Here is a 21,711-nt window from a genome sequence, read left to right on the forward strand (position 1 = left end):
ACGGGGGTGCATCAACCATGTTCGGTCGCCGACGGGGGTTGGAGACGGCCGGAAGTGCCGGCCCGAATTCCACTGCCACACTGACGCTGCCTCATGCGGCACGCCTTCTCAGCTGCCGCGTGCTCGACACGGTCCACCAGCCGGTCCGGCAGGCGAGGTTCGAGGTCACCGATCCGATAGGCCGGCGCATCGTCAGCGGCGAGACCGACCCGTACGGCGGGTTCACGGCGGCCGTGCCGGAGGGGGAGTACCGGCTCTCCGTCAGCGCCGAGGGCTATGCGCCGTTCCACGGGGCGACGCTCGTCGGGGACCCGGCGCAGGCGGGCACCGCGGAGATCATCCTGGACGCGGTGGAACCGCCGCTGCTGCCGCAGCCGGGCCACTGGGAGCTCGACCCGGCGCACTCGTGCGTCGCGTTCACGGCCCGGCACATCGGCTTCGCCCGGATCCGCGGGAGGTTCAACACCTTCGCGGGCGCGGTGCGGATCGCCGACCGCATGGAGGACTCCTCCATGCACGTGATCATCGACGCGGCGAGCATCGACACGGGTCTGCGGATGCGGGACGACCACCTGCGCTCCGCCGACTTCCTGGACGCGGCCCGGTACCCGACGGTGGAGTTCTACAGCGAGCGCTTCATCCACCGCAGCGGCAGCCGCTGGGCCGTCGCCGGCGCCCTGACCCTCCACGGGGTCAGCCGCTCCGTGACCCTGGACACCGAGTACCTCGGGCTCGGCACGGGCCTGGAGGGCGAACCGCGCGCCGCCTGCCGGGCCACCGCCGAGCTGCACCGCGAGGACTTCGCCCTGAACTGGCAGTCGGTGCTGGCCCACGGGATCGCGGCGATCGGTTCGAGCGTGGACGTGGCGTTGGACGTCCAGATCGTCCACAAGGCGTAGGGGCGGTCCGGGGGAGCTCCGGCGGTGGGCCTACGGGGCCTCCAGCCAGCCCTCGTAGCCGGCGGCGAGGCCGTCCAGGAGGGCCGCGTCGAGCCGCTCCTGCGGGTCCTCGACGACCACCAGCCACTGGGCGTCCTCGGCGTCGTCCTCACCGGCCAGGGCGTCGCGCACCAACTGCGGTTCCTCCGGGAGGCCGAAGCGGTCGGCCACCTCCTGGGCCACCTCCTCGGCGGCGTCGCGGTCGGGCAGCACCAGCACATGTCGCACGTTCACGCGACCATTCTCAAGTATGCGGTGAGAGGGGCCGCGGCGCGGGGGGCTGTCAGTGCGGCGTGGGATGCTGGACGCGATGGCCACCAGGAAGAACCCCACCGACGATCCGCTCGCCCCGCTCACCCTCGCCGTGGGGCAGGAGGACCTGCTGCTCGACCGCGCCGTGCGGGAGGTGGTGGCGGCAGCCCGTGCCGCCGACGCCGACACGGACGTGCGCGATCTCGCCTCCGAGCAGCTCCAGCCCGGCACGCTCGCCGAGCTGACCAGCCCTTCGCTCTTCTCCGAGCGCAAGGTGCTGGTCGTGCGCAATGCGCAGGACCTGTCCGCCGACACGGTCAAGGAGGTGAAGGCGTACCTGGCTGCGCCGTTCGAGGAGATCATCCTCGTGCTCCTCCACGCGGGCGGCGTCAAGGGCAAGGGCCTGCTCGACGCGGCGCGCAAGGCGGGAGCACGGGAGATCGCCTGCCCGAAGATGACGAAGGCGGCGGACCGGCTGTCCTTCGTGCGGGGCGAGTTCCGCACGCTGGGGCGGTCGGCGACCCCGGAGGCCTGCCAGACGCTGGTCGACGCGATCGGCAGCGACCTGCGGGAGCTGGCGAGCGCGGTGGCGCAGCTGTGCGCGGACGTCGAGGGGACCATCGACGAGTCCGTCGTCGGCCGCTACTACACCGGCCGGGCGGAGGCCTCCAGCTTCACTGTCGCCGACCGGGCGGTCGAGGGGCGGGCGGCGGAGGCGCTCGAAGCCCTGCGGTGGTCGCTGGCCACGGGAGTGGCGCCGGTCCTGATCACCAGCGCCCTGGCGCAGGCGGTCCGGGCGATCGGAAAGCTGGCCTCGGCGCCGCGCGGGGCCCGGCCCGGCGATCTCGCCCGGGACCTCGGCATGCCGCCCTGGAAGATCGACCGGGTGCGCCAGCAGATGCGCGGCTGGTCGGCGGACGGCGTCGCGGACGCCCTGCGCGCCGTCGCGGACGCCGACGCGGGCGTCAAGGGCGGGGGCGACGACCCCGAGTACGCGCTGGAGAAGGCGGTCGTGGCCGTGGCCCGCGCCGCCCGCCCCCGCCGCTCCGCATACTGAGCCCCGCACCGGGCGCCAGGACCCGGGGGCGCTTGCGGCGGCCCCGTCGGTCGCGCCACAGCAGCACCTGCCCGCTGACGCCCACCCCGGCCCCCACCAGAGCGGCTGCGGCGGCCATCTGATCGGTGGAGGCGCCCCCCGACGCACCGCCCGGCCGAGGCCCCTGATCCGGCGCTTCTTGGGTACTGACGTCCTCAGGGGCGGTTTGGGCTGGACTGATCGCGAAGGCGCCGGTGCAGCCCGGCGTCACGGAAGTGCTTGCGGTGAACGGGTCCGGCCCAGTAGCCGCAGCCGACTGCTGGAACACCTTGGCCGAGCTCCCCGGCTCCGGCCGGACCAGCAGCAGCACCCCCAAAGTGACCGCGACGGTGACGCCGACAGCGCTGAGCAGCCACCACAGCCATCGCAGCCGATGACGTGCGCCCATATGCCCAGGGTGCGGCGGCGTGCGTACGGCCGCATGCCGAAGGCCCCGGTCTCCGCCCTGGGGAAGGGTGGGGAACGGGGCCTTCGGTTACTGCTGGTGTGCGCCGCACCCGCGTGGCGAACGCAGGCCGCGTGCGGCGCGGAGTGCCGGTCGGGAGCGGAAGAGAGGGCCCGCTGGGTCCCTGCCCGGCTTTCACATCAGGTAGCTCAGCCCTGGAGGGAGCCAACCTTGGAGGCCAGCGCCGACTTCTTGTTGGCGGCGGCGTTCTTGTGGATGACACCCTTCGAGACGGCCTTGTCCAGCTTCCGCGAGGCAACGCGAACGGCCGCGGTGGCCTTCTCGACGTCACCGGCGGCAACGGCCTCGGTGGCCTTGCGGATGAAGGTCTTGAGCTCGGACTTGACGGACTTGTTGCGAAGGCGGGCCTTCTCGTTCGTCTTGTTCCGCTTGATCTGGGACTTGATGTTCGCCACGAAAGAGCCTTTTCAGGTTCAGAGTTTGATCTTCGGATTGTGTCCCGACAGCTGAGAGGGCATACGAGACACAGCTGCCCAGGCTACCAGGCGCGCTCCGACCGGCCCAAACCGAGCGCACTGCCTCGTTCATGGGACCATGGGAACCTGCGTACAGACCCGAACTGTCGCGGAGACAGACGCTCAGACAACGCTTCCGACTGCGACCCGAGAATCAGGACACTGCGTGCCCGCGATCCCCAGCCACGTGCCCGAGCCGAGCCGTACCGACCCGGCGCTGATCCGCAATTTCTGCATCATCGCGCACATCGACCACGGCAAGTCGACCCTTGCCGACCGGATGCTCCAGCTCACCGGTGTCGTCGACCAGCGGCAGATGCGCGCCCAGTACCTCGACCGGATGGACATCGAGCGTGAGCGCGGCATCACGATCAAGTCCCAGGCGGTCCGACTGCCCTGGGCGCCCACCACGGGCGACGACCAGGGCAAGACGCACATCCTGAACATGATCGACACCCCCGGGCACGTCGACTTCACCTACGAGGTCTCGCGCTCCCTCGCGGCGTGCGAGGGCACGATCCTCCTGGTCGACGCCGCTCAGGGCATCGAGGCGCAGACCCTCGCCAACCTGTACCTGGCGATGGAGAACGACCTGGCGATCGTGCCCGTCCTGAACAAGATCGACCTGCCGGCCGCGCAGCCGGAGAAGTTCGCCGAGGAGCTCGCGAACCTGGTCGGCTGCCAGCCCGAGGACGTCCTGCGGGTCTCCGCCAAGACCGGTCTCGGCGTCGACGCCCTGCTGGACAAGGTCGTCGCCACCGTCCCGGCCCCGGTCGGCGTCAAGGACGCCCCCGCCCGCGCGATGATCTTCGACTCGGTCTACGACTCGTACCGCGGCGTCGTGACGTACGTCCGTGTGGTAGACGGCCAGCTCAACAAGCGCGAGCGCATCAGGATGATGTCCACCGGCGCCACCCACGAGCTGCTGGAGATCGGCGTCTCGTCCCCCGAGATGACCCCGGCCGACGGCATCGGCGTCGGCGAGGTGGGCTACATCATCACCGGCGTGAAGGACGTCCGCCAGTCCAAGGTCGGTGACACCATCACCAGCCTGAACAACGGCGCGACCGAGGCCCTCGGCGGCTACAAGGACCCGAAGCCGATGGTCTTCTCGGGCCTGTACCCGCTCGACGGCTCGGACTACCCCGACCTGCGCGAGGCCCTGGACAAGCTCCAGCTCAACGACGCCGCGCTCGTCTACGAGCCGGAGACCTCGGCGGCGCTCGGCTTCGGCTTCCGCGTCGGCTTCCTCGGCCTGCTCCACCTCGACGTGGTCCGCGAGCGCCTGGAGCGCGAGTTCGGCCTCGACCTGATCGCGACCGCGCCCAACGTGGTCTACCGGGTGGTGCTGGAGGACGGCAAGGAAGTCACCGTCACCAACCCGAGCGAGTTCCCCGAGGGCAAGATCAAGGACGTGTACGAGCCGGTCGTCCGGGCCACCGTGCTCGCGCCGACCGAGTTCATCGGCGCGATCATGGAGCTCTGCCAGCAGCGCCGCGGCACCCTGCTCGGCATGGACTACCTCTCCGAGGACCGGGTCGAGATCCGCTACACGCTCCCGCTCGCGGAGATCGTCTTCGACTTCTTCGACCAGCTGAAGTCCAAGACGCGCGGTTACGCCTCCCTCGACTACGAGCCCACCGGCGAGCAGGCCTCCAGCCTGGTCAAGGTCGACATCCTGCTGCACGGCGACAAGGTCGACGCCTTCTCCGCCGTCTGCCACAAGGACGCCGCCTACGCCTACGGCGTGCGCCTCGTCGCCAAGCTGCGCGAGCTCATCCCGCGGCAGGCCTTCGAGGTGCCCGTGCAGGCCGCGATCGGCTCCCGCGTCATCGCCCGCGAGACCATCCGCGCCATCCGCAAGGACGTCCTCGCCAAGTGCTACGGCGGTGACATCTCCCGTAAGCGGAAGCTGCTGGAGAAGCAGAAGGAAGGCAAGAAGCGCATGAAGATGGTCGGCTCCGTGGAGGTCCCCCAGGAGGCCTTCATCGCCGTCCTCTCCAGCGACGAGTCGGGTGGCAAGAAGAAGTAGCCCCACCCGCCCCATGGCAAACGAAACAGGCCTCCGCGCGCTGCCGCAGGGGCCTGTTTCGTTATGAATCGGCGGCTCAGGGGCCCTTACGCGCCAGGCGGAGGGCCCCTAGTCTGATCACACCCGTTGGTTACTCGCCAGTTACAAGCCGAGGCCGCACACCCTGGTCGCAGCCTTGGTCGCAGCCCTGTTGCAAGCCCTGTTGGAAGCCTTCATTCACCGCCTTGAATGACAGGCCCTGCCGCGTGGTCCGGAGGACGTCCGTGAGCGACACACAGACCCTGATCGAGAACCGCCCGCCCACCGTGGCGGCCCTCTTCCTTGAGCGTGTCGGTGCCACGCCGAACGCCGAGGCCTACCGGTACCCGGTGCCTGCGGCGGACGGCCACGGCGGCCCCGACGACTGGAAGTCGCTGAGCTGGGGCCAGGCGGCCGAGCGGGTCTTCGCCATCGCCGCCGGCCTGATCGACCTCGGCCTCCAGCCCGAGGAGCGGGTCGCGCTCGCCTCCAACACCCGCGTCGAGTGGATCCTCGCCGACCTCGGCGTGATGTGCGCCGGCGGCGCCGTCACGACGATCTACCCGAGCACGAACGCCGAGGAGTCGGCGTTCATCCTGGCCGACTCGGACAGCCACGTGCTGATCGCCGAAGACGCCGCCCAGCTGGCCAAGGCCCGCGAGCGGCGCGCCGACCTGCCCGCGCTCGCCCACGTCGTGGTCGTGGAGGCCGCCGACGCGGTGCCGGCCGAGGGCGACCCGGAGGGCTGGGTGCTCTCCCTCGCGGACCTGGAGGCGCGCGGCAGGGAGTACCTGGCCCAGCACCCCGGCGCGGTCGAGAAGCGGATCGCGGCCATCACCGCCGACCAGCTCGCCACCCTCATCTACACCTCCGGCACCACCGGCCGCCCCAAGGGCGTCCGGCTGCCCCACGACAACTGGTCCTACATGGCCAAGGCGACCGTGGCCACCGGCATGATCTCCAGCGACGACGTCCAGTACCTGTGGCTGCCGCTCGCCCACGTCTTCGGCAAGGTGCTCACCTCCGGGCAGATCGAGGTCGGGCACGTCACCGCCGTCGACGGCCGGATCGACAAGATCATCGAGAACCTCCCGGTGGTCCAGCCGACGTACATGGCGGCCGTCCCGCGCATCTTCGAAAAGGTCTACAACGGGGTCGCGGCCAAGGCCCGGGCCGGCGGCGGCGCCAAGTACAAGATCTTCCAGTGGTCGGTCGGCGTCGCCCGCGAGTACGCCAAGACCAGGCAGGACAACCACCGCCGCACCGGCAACGCCACCGTCCCCTTCGCCCTCGCCACCAAGCACAAGATCGCCGACGCGCTCGTCTACTCCAAGCTGCGCGAGGCCTTCGGCGGCCGGCTGCGCGCCGCGGTCTCCGGCGCCTCCGCCCTCGCCCCCGAGATCGGCTACTTCTTCTCCGGCGCCGGCATCAACATCCTGGAGGGCTACGGGCTCACCGAGTCCAGCGCCGCCTCCTTCGTCAACCCGGGCGAGGCCTACCGCACGGGCACCGTCGGCAAGCCGCTCCCCGGCACCGAGGTCCGCATCGCCGACGACGGCGAGATCCTGCTGCGCGGCCCCGGCATCATGCAGGGCTACCACGGCCAGCCCGAGAAGACCGCCGAGGTGCTGGAGGAGGACGGCTGGCTGCACACGGGCGACATCGGCGAGCTCTCGCCCGACGGCTACCTGCGCATCACCGACCGCAAGAAGGACCTGATCAAGACCTCGGGCGGCAAGTACGTCGCTCCGGCCGAGATCGAGGGCCAGTTCAAGGCCATCTGCCCCTACGTGTCGAGCATCGTCGTGCACGGCGCCGACCGGAACTTCTGCACCGCCCTGATCGCCCTCGACGAGCCGGCCATCCTGGGCTGGGCCGCCGAGAACGGGCTGGAGGGCAAGACGTACGGACAGGTACTGGCCGCGCCCGAGACCAACCGGCTGGTGGAGACCTACGTACAGACCCTGAACGAGGGCCTGCAGCGCTGGCAGACCGTGAAGAAGTTCCGGATCCTGCCCCGCGACCTGGACGTGGAGCACGGCGACCTGACCCCCAGCCTCAAGCTGAAGCGGCCCGTGGTCGAGCGTGAGTTCAAGCACCTGATCGAGGAGATGTACGAGGGCTCGCGCGAGGCGTAGCCCCTGCCGCGGCCGGGCAGGGCGGGGCCGCGGACGGCTCCGCGCCCGCCCCGCCGGGCCGGCCGGCCCCGGGCGGGCGTCCGGGGCCAGGTCGGGTGTGCGGGACAATGGGGGCATGCCTTCCGCCCTGCCCGACGGTGACCCCGTGCCCGAAGACGGCTCGCTGCCGCCGCATGCCCTGGCGGGAGCCGGGGACCGGCCGCTCGGGTTCTACCTGCACGTCCCGTACTGCGCCACGCGCTGCGGGTACTGCGACTTCAACACGTACACCGCCTCCGAGCTGCGCGGCACCGGCGGCGTGCTCGCCTCCCGGGAGAACTACGCCGACACCCTGATCCAGGAGGTCCGCCTCGCGCGGAAGGTCCTCGGGGACGACCCGAGGGCCGTGCGGACGGTGTTCGTGGGCGGCGGCACGCCGACGCTGCTGCCCGCCGGGGACCTCGTGCGGATGCTGGCGGCGATCCGCGAGGAGTTCGGCCTCGCGGAGGACGCCGAGATCACCACCGAGGCCAATCCGGAGTCGGTCGATCCGGCGTACCTCGCGGAGCTGCGGGCCGGCGGCTTCAACCGGGTCTCCTTCGGCATGCAGAGCGCCAAGCAGCACGTCCTGAAGGTGCTGGACCGCACCCACACCCCCGGACGCCCGCAGGCCTGCGTGGCCGAGGCCCGTGCGGCGGGCTTCGAGCACGTCAACCTGGACCTCATCTACGGCACGCCCGGGGAGTCGGACCAGGACTGGCGTGACTCCCTGGAGGCCGCTCTCGCGGCCGGGCCGGACCACGTCTCGGCGTACGCGCTGATCGTCGAGGAGGGCACGCAGCTGGCGCGGCGGATCCGCCGGGGCGAGGTCCCGATGACGGACGACGACGTGCACGCCGACCGGTACCTGATCGCCGACCAGGTCATGGCCGAGGCCGGGTACTCCTGGTACGAGGTCTCGAACTGGGCCACCTCGCAGGCCGCCCGGTGCCTGCACAACGAGCTGTACTGGCGCGGCGCCGACTGGTGGGGCGCCGGTCCCGGCGCCCACAGCCACGTCGGCGGCGTGCGCTGGTGGAACGTGAAGCACCCCGGCGCCTATGCCGCCGCGCTGGCGGAAGGGCGCTCCCCCGGGGCGGGCCGCGAACTCCTGACGGAGGAGGACCGCCGCGTCGAGCGGATCCTGCTGGAGCTGCGGCTGGTGGACGGCGTCCCGCTGTCCCTGCTGGCCCCGGCGGGACTCGGGGCGGCCGGGAAGGCGCTGGCCGACGGACTGCTGGAGCCCGGCCCGTACGAGGACGGGCGCGCGGTCCTGACCCTGCGCGGGCGGCTGCTGGCCGATGCGGTGGTGCGGGACCTGGTCGACTGACCGGGCCCCGCACGGTCCGGGCGGGTCAGTCGGGCCAGATGCTGCGCCACGGCTTGTAGTGCGGGTTGTCCTGGCACTCGTTCATGATCTCGGTCTTCGTGGCCTTGTCGACGGGGCAGACCGCGACGATGAAGGACCGCTCGATGCCGCCGGGGAAGGCGACCTCCACCTGGGAGGCGTACTTGTGGGTGTCGCCGATGGTCAGGTTGACGTCCACCCCGCCGGGGGCGTCGATGTAGTAGTTCCAGCCGCTCTTCCACCACGTCTTGTACAGGTCGTGGTCGTAGGTGGTCGAGACGTACGGGGAAGGCTGGTTGACCAGCACGTACTGCTCGATGTCGTACTGCCCGTCGACCGTGGCCCTGGGGAGGAAGCCCTCCTCGAAGACCACCGACGGCGGACGGCTGTCGGAGCGGTACAGCTGCTTGCAGTTGATCCGCCAGGCCGGGGACGGCGTGATGCGGTTCACGTCGGCCCGCTTGTCGGCGGCGGCGAAGAGGTGGTCGCCCACCCGGGGACAGGAGTTCGCCGGAGCGGCGTGCGCCGGGGCCGTGGCCGAGGCGGAGGCGGGCGGGAGCAGGGCGGCGGCGAGCAGGGTCACGGCGAGCACCGCGCGCTGCCGCAGGGCAAAGGTGATCATGGAGGGCAGCCTTGCCCTCCGTCGTGCCCCGCACACGCACTGTCACCCGAAGGTGGCGTGTCCTGTCGAGCGCGCCCCGAGAGGGCCGCCGGTCAGGGCGCCGTCACGAAGTCGATCAGCTCTTCGACGCGGCCGAGCAGCGCCGGTTCCAGATCCTTGTACGAGCGCACGCGCGACAGGACGTGCTGCCAGGCGGCGCCGGTGTTCTCCGGCCAGCCCAGGGCCCGGCAGACGCCCTTCTTCCAGTCCTGCCCCGGCGGGACCACCGGCCAGGCCGCGATGCCCAGCGCGGACGGTTTCACGGCCTGCCAGACGTCCACGTACGGGTGTCCGACCACCAGCACGTCGGGCGAGGTGAGCGACGCCGCGATACGGGACTCCTTCGAGCCCGGCACCAGGTGGTCGACCAGGACGCCCAGGCGGGCGTCGGGGGCCGGGCCGAACTCCGCCACGACCGCGGGAAGGTCGTCGACGCCCTCCAGGTACTCCACCACCACGCCCTCGATCCGCAGGTCGTCGCCCCAGACCCGCTCCACGAGCTCGGCGTCGTGCCGCCCCTCCACGTAGATCCGCCCCGCCCGGGCCACCCGTGCCCGCGCCCCCGGCACGGCCACCGACCCCGAGGCGGTCCGCCCGGGGCCCTGCGGCGCCCGCACCGGGCGGGTCAGCGTCACCACCGCGCCCTCCAGCAGGAACCCGCGGGGCGCCAGCGGGAACACCCGCCGCTTGCCGAAGCGGTCCTCCAGGGTCACCGTGCCGGCCTCGCAGGCCACCACCGCGCCGCAGAAGTCCGTGTCCGCCGGCTCGACCACCAGACCGGGCTCGGCCGGCACCTCGGGCACGGGCTTGGCGCGCTTCCACTGCGGGGTCAGGTCGGGGGAGTACTCACGCATCCGGCCGACAGTAGAAGAACCCTCGCGCTCAGCCGCCCGACACGCCGAACAGCCCCCGGAGAGTGTCGCGTTGCTCACGGACGAAGCCGGCGCAGACCACCGCTCCGTGACCCGGCACGTACAGTGCGTCCTCCCCGCCCAGCGACAGCAGCCGGTCGATCGCCGCCGGCCACTGCGCGGGCACCGCGTCGCGGCCCGCCTGCGGGGCGCCCGACTCCTCGACCAGGTCCCCGCAGAAGACCACTTCGCGCTCGCCCGGCACGCACACCGCCAGGTCGTACCGGGTGTGACCCGGCCCCACGTTGGCCAGCAGCACCTGCAGGCCGCCCAGTTCCAGCGTCCACTCGCCCGACACCAGGTGCTTCGGCAGCACCAGCACGTCCACCGCCTCGGTCGCGTCGGCCTCCGCCAGCCCGTGCCGGACCGCGTCCTCCCGCAGCTCCGCGCGGCCCGTCGCCAGCGCGGAGTCCAGCCCGACGGCCCCGTAGACCTCGGCCCCGGCGAAGGAGGAGGCGCCCAGGACGTGATCGAAATGTCCGTGGGTGAATGCGATATGGGTCACGCGCCGGCCCGTCAGCCGCTCCGCCTCGGCCCGCAGCTGCGCGCCCTCGCGCACGGAGGAACCGGGGTCGATCAGGAGCACGGATTGGTCGCCCACCACCAGCCCCGCCGTGCAGTCCCACACCGGAAGCCGCCGCCGCCCGGTCCGTCCGGTCAAGCGCTCCCAGCCGGCCTCTTCCCATCGCAGTTCCATGCCGCGACGCTACCCTGGCGGGCCGCCCTTGCCGGGGGTGTACCGCCCGGCCGTACACTGGCCGGGGGATCGCTGGCACTCGAACGATGCGAGTGCCAACCGGGCAGCAGCGACGACGACCACTGGAGGTGTGCGCCATGCTCAGCGAACGCAGACTTGAGGTGCTGCGCGCCATCGTCCAGGACTACGTCGGGACGGAGGAGCCGGTCGGCTCCAAGGCGCTCACCGAGCGGCACCGGCTGGGCGTCTCGCCCGCCACCGTGCGCAACGACATGGCCGTGCTGGAGGACGAGGGCTACATCGCGCAGCCCCACACCAGCGCCGGACGGATCCCCACCGACAAGGGCTACCGCCTCTTCGTCGACAAGCTGGCGGGGGTCAAGCCGCTGTCGACGCCGGAGCGCCGGGCCATCCAGAACTTCCTCGACGGGGCCGTCGACCTCGACGACGTCGTGGGGCGCACCGTACGGCTGCTCGCGCAGCTCACGCGGCAGGTCGCCATCGTCCAGTACCCCAGCCTGACCCGGTCCACCGTGCGGCACGTGGAACTGCTCTCGCTGGCACCGGCCCGGCTGATGCTGGTGCTGATCACGGACACCGGCCGGGTCGAGCAGCGGCTCGTCGACTGCCAGGCCCCCTTCGGCGAGACCTCGCTCGCGGACCTGCGCGCGCGGCTGAACAGCCGGGTCGTCGGCCGCCGGTTCACCGACGTGCCGCAGCTCGTACAGGACCTCCCCGAGTCGTTCGAACCCGAGGACCGCGGCACGGTCTCGACGGTGCTCGCGACCCTGCTGGAGACCCTGGTCGAGGAGGCCGAGGAGCGGCTGATGATCGGCGGGACCGCCAATCTCACCCGCTTCGGACATGATTTTCCCCTGACGATCAGGCCGGTGCTCGAAGCGCTGGAGGAGCAGGTCGTGCTCCTCAAGCTGCTGGGCGAGGCCAACGAGTCGGGGATGGCCGTACGGATCGGGCACGAGAACGCCTACGAGGGGCTGAACTCCACGTCCGTCGTCTCCGTCGGCTACGGTTCGGGCGGCGAGACTGTCGCCAAAATGGGCGTGGTCGGACCGACCCGCATGGACTACCCCGGAACGATGGGAGCGGTACGCGCAGTGGCACGTTACGTCGGACAGATCCTGGCGGAGTCGTAAGTGGCCACGGACTATTACGCCGTTCTCGGCGTGCGCCGCGACGCATCCCAGGACGAGATCAAGAAGGCCTTCCGCCGTCTTGCCCGCGAACTCCACCCGGACGTGAATCCGGACCCGAAGACGCAGGAGCGCTTCAAGGAGATCAACGCGGCCTACGAGGTCCTCTCGGACCCGCAGAAGAAGCAGGTCTACGACCTCGGCGGCGACCCGCTGTCCTCCTCGGGCGGCGCCGGCGCGGGCGGCTTCGGCGCCGGAGGCTTCGGCAACTTCTCCGACATCATGGACGCCTTCTTCGGCCAGGCCTCGCAGCGCGGCCCGCGCTCGCGGACCCGTCGCGGCCAGGACGCCATGATCCGCCTCGACCTGGAGCTGGACGAGGCCGCCTTCGGCACGACCAAGGACATCCAGGTCGACACGGCCGTCGTGTGCACCACCTGCTCCGGCGAGGGCGCGGCCCCCGGCACCTCGGCGCAGACGTGTGACATGTGCCGTGGTCGCGGTGAGGTGTCGCAGGTCACCCGGTCCTTCCTGGGCCAGGTCATGACCTCGCGCCCCTGCCCCCAGTGCCAGGGCTTCGGCACCGTGGTCCCGACCCCGTGCCCCGAGTGCGCGGGCGACGGCCGGGTCCGCTCCCGCCGCAGCCTCACGGTCAAGATCCCGGCCGGCGTCGAGAACGGCACCCGGATCCAGCTCGCGGGCGAGGGCGAGGTCGGCCCCGGCGGCGGTCCCGCCGGCGACCTGTACGTGGAGATCCACGAGCTCCCGCACCCGGTCTTCCAGCGGCGCGGCGACGACCTGCACTGCACGGTGACGATCCCGATGACGGCCGCGGCCCTGGGCACGAAGTGTCCGCTGGAGACCCTGGACGGCATGGAGGAGATCGACATCCGGCCCGGCACCCAGTCCGGCCAGTCGATCCCGCTGCACGGTCGCGGGGTCACCCACCTGCGCGGCGGCGGGCGCGGCGACCTGATCGTCCACGTCGAGGTCACGACTCCGGGCAAGCTGGACGCCCAGCAGGAGGAGCTGCTGCGCCAGCTCGCGAAGCTGCGCGGCGAGGAGCGGCCGATGGGCCAGTTCGCGCCGGGCCAGCAGGGCCTGTTCAGCCGCCTGAAGGACGCCTTCAACGGCCGCTGACCGGCTGCTGCGCCACGCGCCAGAGCAGGTACGAGCCCGGTCCGGGGACGCCCCGGACCGGGCTCGGCGCATGCGCCGGGCGGCCGCGCGGCGAGCCGCGGGAAGCGGACTATGCCAGGCGAATGCCATGATTCGGCCCCATGAGCGGGACATGGCACGATGCAGTCCATGTCCTCCGCACCGAACGGTCTCTCCGCATACCCGATCGTGCAGGCTCCCATGGCGGGCGGCGCCTCCTGCCCGCCGCTCGCCGCCGCCGTGTGCGAGGCGGGCGCGCTGGGCTTCCTGGCCGGCGGCTACAAGACCGCCGACGGCATGTACCAGGAGATCAAACGGCTGCGCGCCCTCACCCGGCGGCCGTTCGGCGTGAACCTCCTCATGCCCCAGACCGGCTACGTCGACCCGGCCGCCGTGGAGGCCTACCGCGGGCAGCTGGCCGGCGAGGCCAACTGGTACGGCGTCTCCCTCGCGGCCGAGGACATCATCGGCACCAGTGACGACGGCTACGACGCCAAACTGGCGATCCTCCTCGAAGACCCGGTCCCCGTGGTCTCCTTCACCCTCGGCTGCCCCACCCCCGCGGTCTTCGCCTCCCTGCGCAAGGCCGGCACGTACACCGTCGTCACCGTGACCTCGGTCGACGAGGCGCGCGCCGCGCAGGCCGCCGGCGCCGACGCCCTGTGCGTCCAGGGCATCGAGGCGGGCGGTCACCAGGGCACCCACCGCGACGACCCGCAGGCCGACGGCACGGCGGGCGTGGGACTGCTCGCGCTGGTGGCGCAGGTACGGGAGGCCGTCGCCCTGCCGATCATCGCGGCGGGCGGTCTGATGCGCGGCTCGCAGATCGCGGCGCTGCTGGCGGCGGGCGCCGACGCGGCGCAGCTCGGCACGGCGTTCCTGGTGTGCCCCGAGTCCGGGGCGCACCCGCTGCACAAGAAGGCGCTCACCGACCCCCTGTTCGCCCACACCGAGCTCACCCGGGCCTTCTCCGGACGGCCGGCCCGCGGCCTGGTGAACCGCTTCATGCGCGAGCACGGGCCGTACGCCCCGGCGGCGTACCCGCAGATCCACCACATGACGGCAGGGCTGCGCAAGGCGGCCGCCGACGCCGGCGACCCCCAGGGGATGGCGCTGTGGGCGGGCCAGGGCCACCGGCTGGCCCGGGCGCTGCCGGCCGGGGAGCTGGTGGAGGTGCTGGCGGCGGAACTGGCCGAGGCCCAGAGCGCATTGAACGACATGCAGAAGAGGAGTACGTCATGACCGCCCCCGTGTTCGTGGTCGAGGAGGTCCCCGCGGGGCCGGAGTGCGTGCTGGACGGCCCGGAGGGCCGGCACGCGGTGTCGGTGAAGCGGCTGGGCCCGGGCGAGGCGGTGGTCCTCACGGACGGCCGCGGCGGCTGGGCGGAGGGCGTCGTCAAGGCGGCCGAGGGCAAGGACCGGCTCGTCGTCTCGGTGTCCGCCACGGGCCGGGAGGCGGAGCCGGCCCTGCGCATCACCGTCGTCCAGGCCCTGCCCAAGGGGGACCGGGGCGAGGTGGCGGTCGAGACGATGACCGAGACCGGCGTGGACGCGATCGTCCCCTGGCAGGCCTCGCGCTGCATCACCCAGTGGCGCGGCGACCGCGGGGCCAAGTCCCTGGCCAAGTGGCGGGCCACCGCCCGGGAGGCCGGCAAGCAGTCCCGCCGGGTCCGCTTCCCCGAGGTGGCGCAGCCCCTGTCCACCAAGCAGGTCGCGGCGCTGCTGGCGGAGGCGGACCTGGCGATGGTCCTGCACGAGGACCGTGACGCGCCCTCGCAGGCCCTGGCCGCGGCCGAGCTCCCGGCCGAGGGCTCCGTGGTCCTGGTCGTCGGCCCCGAGGGAGGCGTCTCCCCGGAGGAGCTGGCGGCCTTCGCGGCGGTCGGCGCGCACCCGTACCGGCTGGGCCGCTCGGTGCTGCGCACCTCCACCGCGGGCACGGCGGCGGCGGCGGTGCTGCTGGCCCGCTCGGGGCGCTGGTCCTGAAACACCGTGAGGGCGCGGGCGCCGCCGGATACGATGCCCGAGCTGATCAACTTTCACGCGTCACCGTCACGGAAGGCGAAGCAATGGCCGGGGAACCGCAGGCGGACTGCCTGTTCTGCAAGATCGTCGCGGGGAAGGTCCCGGCGACCCTCGTCAAGGAGACCGAGACGACCGTCGCCTTCCGCGACATCAACCCGCAGGCACCCACCCACGTGCTGGTCATCCCCCGCGTGCACTACGCGGACGCCGCCGCGCTCGCCGCCGCGGAGCCGGTGATCACCGCCGACCTGCTGCGGGTGGCCGGTGAGATCGCCGCCGAGGAGAAGATCGACGACCACGGCTACCGGATCGTGTTCAACACGGGTGTCGGAGCCGGCCAGACGGTGTTCCACACGCATGCGCACCTCCTCGGCGGCCGCGGCCTCCAGTGGCCCCCGGGATAAGCCGTGTCCGTACGCGAGTTCGTGGTGCTGGGCACCGCCAGCCAGGTGCCCACCCGCCACCGCAACCACAACGGCTACCTCCTGCGCTGGGACGGCGAGGGCATCCTCTTCGACCCGGGCGAGGGCACCCAGCGCCAGATGCTCCGGGCCGGGGTGGCCGCGCACGACATCCACCGGATCTGCGTCACCCACTTCCACGGTGACCACAGCCTCGGACTCGCCGGTGTGATCCAGCGGATCAACCTCGACCGGGTCCCGCACCCCGTCACCGCGCACTACCCGGCCTCCGGGCAGGAGTTCTTCGACCGGCTGCGGTACGCCACCGCCTACCGGGAGACCGTGCAGCTGCGCGAGGAGGCCGTGGCCCGGGACGGGACGCTGGCCGAAGGGGCCTCGTACCGGCTGGAGGCCCGCAGGCTCTCCCACCCCGTGGAGTCCTTCGGCTACCGGCTCACCGAGCCCGACGGACGCCGGATGGTGCCGGGACTGCTCGCGCGGCACGGGATCAAAGGACCCGACGTGGGCCGGATCCAGCGCGAGGGGAGCCTGAACGGGATCACGCTCGACGAGGTCAGCGAGCACCGGCCCGGACAGAGCTTCGCCTTCGTCATGGACACCCGGCTGTGCTCCGGGGCGGAGGAGCTCGCCGAGGGCTGCGACATGCTGGTCATCGAGTCGACGTTCCTCGACGAGGACGAGCCGCTGGCCGTCGAGCACGGGCACCTGACCGCCGGGCAGGCGGCCCGCGTCGCGCGCGACGCGGGGGTACGCCACCTCGTGCTGACGCACTTCTCGCAGCGCTACTCCGACCCCTCGGAGTTCGAACGCCGGGCCCGCGAGGCCGGTTTCGAGGGCGAGCTCACCATCGCCGCGGACCTCGTACGGGTTCCCCTGCCGAAGCGGTCCTGAGGGCGGACCGGGGGCCGCGGAGCGGGCGCGGGCGGTGTGAGGTGCGCCACACTGGGGTTTGGTCCTGCCGGGGACGGGCAGAGCTGGCAGCTTTCCACCGATGCCCGCTCGCAGAAACGAGCCTTCGCACCAACGGGGAGTACACCGTGACCAGTCGGGACAGCCTCACCAGCCGCGACGCAGCCGTGGATCCCCTCGGTCCGGTGCGCGACCCGCAGGAACCCGGCTGCGACGTCTTCCTGACCGGCACGGTCTTCCTCGACATCATCTTCACCGGCCTCGACTCGGCCCCCGTGCGCGGTACGGAATCCTGGGCGCGCGGCATGGGCTCCAGCCCCGGCGGAGTGGCCAACATGGCCACGGCCCTGGCCCGGCTCGGGCTGCGCACGTCACTGGCCGCGGCCTTCGGCGACGACCACTACGGCGAGTACTGCTGGGACGCCCTGGAGCAGGGCGAGGGCATCGACCTCTCCAGGTCGCGGACCATCCCCGGCTGGCACAGCCCGGTCACGGTCTCGATGGCGTACGAGGGCGAGCGCACGATGGTCTCGCACGGCCACGAGGCCCCGCCCCCCGCCGGCACCGGGCCGTTCCCGCTGTGCCCGGTGCGCACGCGGGCGGCGGTGGCCTCGCTGGGGCCGGGCCGCCGCGACGGCTGGATCGGCGAGGCCGCCCGGCGCGGGGCGCGGGTCTTCGCGGACGTGGGCTGGGACGAGAGCGGGCGGTGGGACCTCGGGGCACTGGCCGACCTGGAGCACTGCGAGGCCTTCCTGCCGAACGCGGGCGAGGCGATGCGCTACACCCGGACCGACTGCCCGAGAGCGGCGGCGCGGGCGCTGGCCGAGCGGGTGCCGGTGGCGGTGGTGACGATGGGGGCGGAGGGCTCGTACGCGGTGGACGGGCGCACGGGCGAGACGGCGGAGGTACCGGGGATCACGGTGGACGCGCTGGACCCGACGGGGGCGGGCGACGTCTACGTGGCGGGCTTCGTCACGGGCACCCTGGCCGGCTGGCCGCTGGCCGACCGGCTGGCCTTCGCGGGCCTGACCGCCGCGCTCTCGGTCCAGGAGTTCGGGGGCTCCCTGTCGGCCCCGGGATGGCCCGAGGTGGCCCACTGGTGGCGCACGGCACCGGAGCCCCTGCGGGCGCGCTACCGCTTCCTGGACGAGCTGATCCCGCCGGGGGCGGAGGCGGCGCCGCGGCGCCGGGCGGTCCCCACGATCGGCTTCCGCCACACCGCCTAGCCGGCGGTCGCGGAGCGTTCCGGGGCGGGTCGGTGCCACTGCGGAAGTTCGTCTCGGCTCGCGGATCCTCTCCGCATCAGGCGGGCACCGGGGCCGCGCCCGGTGGCGGGGCCCGAGGGGGCGCGGAAAAGGCCTCGGGGATGCGGCGGGGGCGACGTACCCTTGGTACTCCGGAGGTCGTCGATCGGCGCGGCCCCTGAGCAGGAGGTATGTGCAGGCCACAGTGCCGGCCCATGACTCAGACACCCACAGCCCAGACCCCGGCGCCGGGCCAGGCGCGCGCCCACTTCACCGTTCCGGCCCGCCACCCGATGGTGGCCGTGCTCGGCTCCGGTGACGCCCTGCTGCGCGTGATCGAGAGGGCCTTCCCGGACGTCGACATACACGTCCGGGGCAACCAGGTCAGCGCGGTCGGCGAAGCGGCGGAAGTCGCACTGATCCAGCGCCTGTTCGACGAGATGATGCTGGTGCTCCGCACCGGGCAGCCGATGACGGAGGACGCAGTGGAACGCTCGATCGCCATGCTCAAGGCGAGCGACAACGGCAACGGGCCGGACGAGACGCCGGCCGAGGTGCTCACCCAGAACATCCTCTCCAGCCGCGGCCGCACCATCCGCCCCAAGACCCTCAACCAGAAGCGGTACGTCGACGCGATCGACAAGAACACGATCGTGTTCGGCATCGGCCCCGCCGGTACCGGCAAGACCTACCTCGCCATGGCCAAGGCGGTCCAGGCCCTGCAGTCCAAGCAGGTCAGCCGGATCATCCTGACCCGCCCCGCCGTCGAGGCGGGAGAGCGGCTCGGCTTCCTGCCGGGCACGCTCTTCGACAAGATCGACCCGTACCTGCGGCCGCTGTACGACGCCCTGCACGACATGATCGACCCGGACCGGATCCCCCGGCTCATGGCCGCCGGGACCATCGAGGTGGCTCCGCTCGCGTACATGCGCGGCCGCACCCTCAACGAGGCCTTCGTCGTCCTCGACGAGGCGCAGAACACGAGCCCGGAGCAGATGAAGATGTTCCTGACCCGGCTCGGCTTCGATTCGAAGATCGTCATCACGGGTGACATCACCCAGGTCGACCTCCCCGGCGGCACCAAGTCGGGTCTGCGCCAGGTCCAGTCGATCCTGGAAGGCGTTCCGGACATCCACTTCTCGCGGCTCACGTCCGAGGATGTCGTCCGGCACAAGCTGGTCGGCCGTATCGTCGACGCGTACGAGAAGTACGACGACAGCCAGGACGCCAACCCGTCCCGGAACGGCTACCAGCGGAAGTAGAACCCAGCGCACCATGTCGATCGACGTCAACAACGAGTCCGGAACCGAAGTCGACGAGCAGGCGATCCTCGACATCGCCCGCTACGCGCTCACCCGGATGCGGATCCACCCGCTCTCCGAGCTCTCCGTCATCGTCGTCGACGAGGCGGCGATGGAGCAGCTGCACATCCAGTGGATGGACCTGCCCGGACCCACCGACGTCATGTCCTTCCCGATGGACGAGCTGCGTCCGCCGGCGAAGGACGACGAGGAGCCCCCGCAGGGGCTCCTCGGTGACATCGTGCTCTGCCCCGAGGTCGCGAAGAAGCAGGGCCAGGACGCTCCGACGCAGCACTCCATGGACGAGGAGCTCCAGCTCCTGACCGTCCACGGAGTGCTGCACCTGCTCGGGTACGACCACGAGGAGCCGGACGAGAAGGCGGAGATGTTCGGCCTCCAGGCGGCCATCGTCGACGGCTGGCGCTCCGAGCGCGGCATCACCGGTCCGTCCCCGGCCCCGACCGTCTCGTGACCGCCCCCCAGCTGATCACCGGCGCGGTCCTGCTGGTCGTCGTGGCCTGGTTCGCGGCGTGCGCCGAGGCCGGGATCGCGCGGGTGTCCAGCTTCCGCGCCGAGCAGGCCGTGCGCGAGGGCCGGCGGGGCAGCGAGAAGCTCGCCCAGGTCGCAGGCGACCCGACCCGCTACCTGAACGTGGCGCTGCTGGTCCGGGTCACCTGCGAGATGGCGGCGGGCGTGCTCGTCACGTACGTCTGCCTGGACGAGCTCGGCGAGAACTGGAAGGCGCTGCTCGTCGCGATCGCGGTGATGGTGCTCGTGTCCTTCGTGGCCGTCGGCGTCTCCCCGCGCACCATCGGCCGCCAGCACCCCCTCAACACGGCGACGGCCGCCGCGTACGTCCTCGTCCCGCTCGCCCGGGTGATGGGGCCGATCCCGCAGCTGCTGATCCTCGTCGGCAACGCGCTCACTCCCGGGAAGGGTTTCCGCAAGGGCCCGTTCGCCTCCGAGGCCGAGCTGCGGGCGCTGGTCGACCTCGCGGAGAAGGAGTCGCTGATCGAGGACGAGGAGCGCCGGATGGTGCACCAGGTCTTCGAGCTGGGGGACACCCTGGTGCGCGAGGTGATGGTGCCGCGGACGGACCTGATCTGCATCGAGCGGTACAAGACGATCCGTCAGGCGACCACGCTGGCGCTGCGGTCCGGCTTCTCCCGGATCCCCGTGACCGGCGAGAACGAGGACGACATCGTCGGGATCGTGTACTTGAAGGACCTGGTCCGCAAGACGCACATCAGCCGGGACGCGGAGAGCGACCTGGTCTCGACGGCGATGCGGTCCGCGGTGTTCGTGCCGGACACCAAGAACGCCGGTGACCTGCTGCGGGAGATGCAGCAGGTGCGCAACCACGTCGCCGTCGTCATCGACGAGTACGGCGGTACGGCGGGCATCGTCACCATCGAGGACATCCTGGAGGAGATCGTCGGCGAGATCACCGACGAGTACGACCGCGAGCTCGCCCCCGTCGAGGACCTGGGCGAGGACCACTACCGGGTCACGGCGCGCCTGGACATCACCGACCTCGGCGAGCTGTTCAAGGTCGAGGACTTCGACGACGAGGACGTGGAGACGGTCGGCGGCCTGCTCGCCAAGGCCCTGGGGCGGGTGCCGATCGCGGGCGCCTCCGCGGTCGTGGAACTGCCGGACGGGCGGCCGCTGCGGCTGACGGCGGAGTCCCCCGCGGGGCGCCGCAACAAGATCGTGACGGTTCTGGTGGAGCCGCTCCCCGCGGCCGGGGAAGAGGGCGGGGCGGGGGAGTGACCCCGGCCGAACTACGCGCCCTCTGCCTGGGGTTCAACGCGGCGGTGGAGGAGTTCCCCTTCAACGCCGAGACCTCCGTCTTCAAGGTGCTGGGCAAGATGTTCGCCCTGTCGGCGCTGGACGCGGTCCCGCTGAAGGTGAACCTGAAGTGCGAACCGGAGCTCGCGGTGCGGCTGCGCGCGGAGTACGAGGCGATCGTCCCGGGCTGGCACATGAACAAGCGGCACTGGAACACGGTGACCGTGGGCGGGCTGCCGGAGGCGATGGTCCGGGAGCTCGTCGAGGACTCGTACGACCTGGTGGTCGCGGGTCTGCCGAGGGCGGAGCGGCTGCGGCTCGACCGGCCGTGAGCGGGCTGCGCCCGACATGTCCGCCGGCGAGGCCCGCCCGGAGGTCCGCCCGGATTGTCGTGGGACGAAGGTCACGTGCGCGGGCGACCTTCCGGGCGCGGGATTTCCTTATGTAAGCCGTAGGTTTAGTCCCCCACAGTGCGTGGACCCGGGGGACACGGGGGATGGAGGGGAGAGCGCCTCGGCGGGGCCGTTCAACGGCCCCCTGGCGAGGGCGAGGGGGGCGCGCAGGTCGTTGATCTGGGAGGTGAGGAGGTCGTACGCGTCGGCGCCACCACCTGGATGGCCGAGTACAAGGCCGGCCTGCCCAAGTACAACGAGTACAAGAAGGCCGACACCGAGCACCTGCTGG

General features: G+C 71.8%; 22 protein-coding genes. 17 read left to right on the plus strand and 5 right to left on the minus strand.

Annotated features, from left to right (window positions below):
- Positions 1-17: 17 nt before the first annotated feature.
- Positions 18-899, plus strand: coding sequence for a YceI family protein (locus ABZ128_RS29465; RefSeq protein ID WP_356852178.1), 882 nt, complete (start codon positions 18-20; stop codon positions 897-899).
- Positions 900-929: 30 nt separating this feature from the next.
- On the opposite strand, the gene ABZ128_RS29470 is transcribed toward ABZ128_RS29465, so the two are convergent.
- Entirely contained in the window at positions 930-1,172 is a 243-nt protein-coding gene (locus ABZ128_RS29470) for a hypothetical protein (RefSeq protein ID WP_356852179.1), read from the minus strand.
- 76 nt (positions 1,173-1,248) lie between these two features.
- Here ABZ128_RS29470 and holA point away from each other — a divergent pair, with 76 nt between their 5' ends.
- On the plus strand, positions 1,249-2,247 hold the full coding sequence (gene holA, locus ABZ128_RS29475; RefSeq protein WP_356852181.1) for a DNA polymerase III subunit delta: 999 nt from the start codon (positions 1,249-1,251) through the stop codon (positions 2,245-2,247).
- Between the two features lie 633 nt (positions 2,248-2,880).
- Here the strand turns inward: holA and rpsT are convergent.
- Positions 2,881-3,147, minus strand: coding sequence for a 30S ribosomal protein S20 (gene rpsT, locus ABZ128_RS29480; RefSeq protein WP_356852183.1), 267 nt, complete (start codon positions 3,145-3,147; stop codon positions 2,881-2,883).
- Between the two features lie 226 nt (positions 3,148-3,373).
- On the opposite strand from rpsT, the gene lepA reads away from it, so the two are divergent.
- The 3 genes from lepA (at position 3,374) to hemW (ending at position 8,743) form a co-directional block, all read left to right on the plus strand.
- On the plus strand, positions 3,374-5,239 hold the full coding sequence (gene lepA / locus ABZ128_RS29485; protein ID WP_356852184.1) for a translation elongation factor 4: 1,866 nt from the start codon (positions 3,374-3,376) through the stop codon (positions 5,237-5,239).
- Between the two features lie 263 nt (positions 5,240-5,502).
- Complete coding sequence (locus ABZ128_RS29490; protein ID WP_356852185.1) at positions 5,503-7,395, plus strand: long-chain fatty acid--CoA ligase; 1,893 nt, start codon at positions 5,503-5,505, stop codon at positions 7,393-7,395.
- 115 nt (positions 7,396-7,510) lie between these two features.
- Positions 7,511-8,743 (plus strand): radical SAM family heme chaperone HemW, encoded by a 1,233-nt coding sequence (gene hemW, locus ABZ128_RS29495; RefSeq protein WP_356852186.1) that lies wholly within the window; start codon positions 7,511-7,513, stop codon positions 8,741-8,743.
- 25 nt (positions 8,744-8,768) lie between these two features.
- Here the strand turns inward: hemW and ABZ128_RS29500 are convergent, their stop codons facing one another.
- From ABZ128_RS29500 to ABZ128_RS29510, 3 genes are all read right to left on the minus strand, one after another.
- Entirely contained in the window at positions 8,769-9,383 is a 615-nt protein-coding gene (locus ABZ128_RS29500; RefSeq protein WP_356852187.1) for an ADP-ribosyltransferase, read from the minus strand.
- A 92-nt stretch (positions 9,384-9,475) separates the two neighbouring features.
- Entirely contained in the window at positions 9,476-10,276 is an 801-nt protein-coding gene (locus ABZ128_RS29505) for a DUF3097 domain-containing protein (protein ID WP_356852189.1), read from the minus strand.
- A gap of 28 nt (positions 10,277-10,304) precedes the next feature.
- Positions 10,305-11,030, minus strand: coding sequence for an MBL fold metallo-hydrolase (locus ABZ128_RS29510; RefSeq protein WP_356852191.1), 726 nt, complete (start codon positions 11,028-11,030; stop codon positions 10,305-10,307).
- Between the two features lie 137 nt (positions 11,031-11,167).
- On the opposite strand from ABZ128_RS29510, the gene hrcA reads away from it, so the two are divergent.
- The 12 genes from hrcA to ABZ128_RS29570 all read left to right on the plus strand — a co-directional run.
- Positions 11,168-12,184 carry a heat-inducible transcriptional repressor HrcA gene (gene hrcA / locus ABZ128_RS29515; protein ID WP_356852193.1) on the plus strand — a complete coding sequence of 339 codons (1,017 nt, stop codon included), beginning with the start codon at positions 11,168-11,170 and terminating at the stop codon, positions 12,182-12,184.
- Positions 12,185-13,321, plus strand: coding sequence for a molecular chaperone DnaJ (gene dnaJ, locus ABZ128_RS29520; protein ID WP_356852195.1), 1,137 nt, complete (start codon positions 12,185-12,187; stop codon positions 13,319-13,321).
- A gap of 168 nt (positions 13,322-13,489) precedes the next feature.
- Positions 13,490-14,581 (plus strand): nitronate monooxygenase, encoded by a 1,092-nt coding sequence (locus ABZ128_RS29525; protein WP_356852197.1) that lies wholly within the window; start codon positions 13,490-13,492, stop codon positions 14,579-14,581.
- Entirely contained in the window at positions 14,578-15,321 is a 744-nt protein-coding gene (locus ABZ128_RS29530; RefSeq protein ID WP_356852198.1) for a 16S rRNA (uracil(1498)-N(3))-methyltransferase, read from the plus strand. The genes ABZ128_RS29525 and ABZ128_RS29530 overlap by 4 nt, the downstream gene beginning before the upstream one ends.
- 83 nt (positions 15,322-15,404) lie before the next feature.
- A complete protein-coding gene (locus ABZ128_RS29535) occupies positions 15,405-15,764 on the plus strand; it encodes a histidine triad nucleotide-binding protein (RefSeq protein WP_356852200.1) in 360 nt (119 codons plus the stop codon).
- Positions 15,765-15,767: 3 nt separating this feature from the next.
- Entirely contained in the window at positions 15,768-16,673 is a 906-nt protein-coding gene (locus tag ABZ128_RS29540) for a ribonuclease Z (protein WP_356852202.1), read from the plus strand.
- A gap of 146 nt (positions 16,674-16,819) precedes the next feature.
- Positions 16,820-17,917: a PfkB family carbohydrate kinase gene (locus tag ABZ128_RS29545; protein ID WP_356852204.1), complete on the plus strand. Its 1,098-nt coding sequence runs from the start codon at positions 16,820-16,822 to the stop codon at positions 17,915-17,917.
- A gap of 233 nt (positions 17,918-18,150) precedes the next feature.
- Positions 18,151-19,197: a PhoH family protein gene (locus ABZ128_RS29550; RefSeq protein WP_356852206.1), complete on the plus strand. Its 1,047-nt coding sequence runs from the start codon at positions 18,151-18,153 to the stop codon at positions 19,195-19,197.
- 13 nt (positions 19,198-19,210) lie between these two features.
- Complete coding sequence (gene ybeY / locus ABZ128_RS29555) at positions 19,211-19,708, plus strand: rRNA maturation RNase YbeY (RefSeq protein WP_356852208.1); 498 nt, start codon at positions 19,211-19,213, stop codon at positions 19,706-19,708.
- The gene (locus ABZ128_RS29560; protein WP_356852210.1) at positions 19,705-21,009 is read left to right on the plus strand and encodes a hemolysin family protein; all 1,305 of its coding nucleotides are present in this window, start codon (positions 19,705-19,707) and stop codon (positions 21,007-21,009) included. The genes ybeY and ABZ128_RS29560 overlap by 4 nt, the downstream gene beginning before the upstream one ends.
- A complete protein-coding gene (locus tag ABZ128_RS29565) occupies positions 21,006-21,359 on the plus strand; it encodes an MmcQ/YjbR family DNA-binding protein (RefSeq protein WP_356852211.1) in 354 nt (117 codons plus the stop codon). Before ABZ128_RS29560 ends, ABZ128_RS29565 begins: the two co-directional genes overlap by 4 nt.
- A 138-nt stretch (positions 21,360-21,497) precedes the next feature.
- Positions 21,498-21,711: hypothetical protein (locus ABZ128_RS29570; RefSeq protein WP_356852216.1), on the plus strand; the 214-nt coding region annotated here is incomplete at its 3' end.

It is taken from the genome of Streptomyces sp. NPDC006326 (genome assembly GCF_040612915.1).
Lineage (GTDB): Bacteria > Actinomycetota > Actinomycetes > Streptomycetales > Streptomycetaceae > Streptomyces.